At 45.1% G+C, this 2,366-nt stretch carries 1 protein-coding gene; it reads right to left on the reverse strand.

Translation table 11 applies throughout. The features are described 5' to 3' along the window. Positions 1-656: 656 nt before the first annotated feature. Positions 657-2,138 (reverse strand): amino acid permease, encoded by a 1,482-nt coding sequence (locus AB840_RS15090; protein ID WP_048515647.1) that lies wholly within the window; start codon positions 2,136-2,138, stop codon positions 657-659. Positions 2,139-2,366: the final 228 nt, after the last annotated feature.

Below are 2,366 nucleotides of genomic sequence, written 5' to 3' on the forward strand. Positions count from 1 at the left end.
GGACGGGAGCCGTCAGCCACAGTGCGACAGCCCAGGACAGACCGGCATACCAGGCACGGCGAGGCATTCTTGCTGCTGTATAGTTCATAAGGTTTCTCCATTTCCACATAGTATCTATTTTCGATACCAGTAATCATTTTCTGTTTGCCATTATATCAAATACAGCCCAATCCTTCTACTCCATTCGGACATAAAAATGATCCATTTGGACATTTTTTCAAAATAGTATAGATAACATATACTATATGCGCTGTTTTTCGTCTGTTTTGAGAAGATATTTTTTTCTATGGGCTGCTGTTTTCGATGCTTTGCGCAAGCATTCGTGTGCCAGAACAGGCGCTATGGATACGTACTCTTGTACGGCGGCAAGGGCGAATCGCCGGTAAAACAGACAGCGCTGCTTCAAGGATGGGCTTATATAAGGCACATTGCCTTGATTTTTAGAAGGGTAATAGGGCAAACAGCAAACATGCCCTGTCGTTTCAGACAGAGCATGCTTCATGATTATATGCGTTTTTTCAGATTATCTTCCTTACCGGCAAAAAGGCTTTTGATCTCCGCCGCAGCGTTTTTTTGCACAGATACGCAACAAACCGGCAGAGACTATGTCTGCCGGTTTGTTGCCTGTATATGAGTGATTGTTTGGAAAGCATCACTTAATGGGCATCTGTAGGATGCACCGTTTCAGCAGTACCTGCTTCTGTTTCAGCACCGGCAGCAGCAGCTTCCGGAGTCAGCATCCCCTGTTTTGCACGGGAAATGATGCTGTGCTTATAGCCATAGCCGAAATAGATACCCAAGCCGAGGATCAGCCAAATAACAAAGCGGATCTGCGTAACGCCAGGGAGCATGAAAATGAGGATTGCACAGAAAATAATTGCCAGTGCCGGAATAACCGGTACCCAGGGGCATTTGAATGCCCGGGGACGATCCGGCGCCTTTTTTCTCAGGACGACAACGGCCGCCGCTACGATGATAAAGGCACACAAGGTACCGATATTCGTCAGTTCGGCAACAATATTGATGGGCAGAAAACCTGCCGTAATCGCGGTGATAACGCAAATAAGAAGAGAGCTTCTGGCCGGTGTTTTATATTTCGGATGAACATGACCGAAGAATTTCGGCAGCAGTCCGTCACGAGACATAACAAAGAGTATGCGGCTTTGCCCGAAGGACATGACCAGCAAAACTGAAGTAAGGCCGCAAATAGCGCCGACAGATATGGCCGCTGCCCCCCAATGATAGCCAACGTTCTGTAGGGCAAAGGCAACCGGAGCTGCCGTCGTTTTGAAGTCAAGATACGGAACCATGCCCGTCAAAATACCGGAAACGGCAATGTACAGAACGGTGCAGATAATCAGTGATAAAATTATACCGCGAGGCAAATCTTTTTGCGGATTTTTGACTTCTTCCGCCGCAGTAGATACAGCATCAAAGCCGATATACGCAAAGAAAATGATGGATGCGCCGGAAAATACGCCGGACCAGCCGTACGGCATGAAGGGTTCCCAGTTTGCCGCATTGACATGACTTGCGCCCAATACAATAAACAGCGCCACAACAGCCAGCTTGATGATAACAATAATATTATTGACAAACGAACTCTGCTGTACACCCCGGATATTAATCAACGTAACAATGGCAATGATAATGATTGCCGGCAGATCAATGAGACCGCCGTTATACGGGGCCATCGTCAGCGCCTTGGGCAGGGTAATTCCCAAATTCATGAGAATGTTATTAAAATACCCGGACCAGCCGATTGCGACAGCACTGATAGCAAATGCGTATTCCAGTATCAAATCCCAGCCGATAATCCAGGCCCAGAATTCACCCAGCGCCACGTAACCATATGTATAGGCACTGCCGGCGACAGGAACCATGGCGGCAAATTCAGAATAACACAAAGCGGCACAGCCGCAGGCCAGGGCAGCAATGATAAAGGAAATAATAAGTGCCGGTCCCGAATAATTGGCCGCTGCCACACCTGTCAAAACAAAAATCCCCGTACCAACAATACAGCCGATCCCCAGCATGGTCAGGCCAAAGGTCCCCAATACCTTATTCATCCCGCCGTCCTGTTTAGTTTCGGAAATGAATTCGTTAATACTTTTGGTCCTGAAAATATTTTTAGTCATACATACCGCGCTCCTTACCTTTTGATATTTGTGCGTTAGCCGAACCCTTTTGTGCATTCAGACAAGCCGTCGGTTCAACTGTTCCTTATTATACTCGTCTGTGTTAATTTGTAAAGTATTTATATTAAATTTATTTTATTTTTATTTTTAGTATATTATTAATCAAAATATATTTATATTATTTTCTATTTTAAAATAAATCTACAATATTTTTAAATTATATTATAT

Origin of the sequence: Megasphaera cerevisiae DSM 20462, from assembly GCF_001045675.1 — a bacterium.
GTDB classification, from domain to species: Bacteria; Bacillota; Negativicutes; order Veillonellales; family Megasphaeraceae; genus Megasphaera; species Megasphaera cerevisiae.

Coding starts and splice junctions, on each gene's coding strand:
- AB840_RS15090 (WP_048515647.1), bottom strand. CDS start 2,138: ATGACTAAAAATATTTTCAGGACCAAAAGTATTAACGAATTCATTTCC.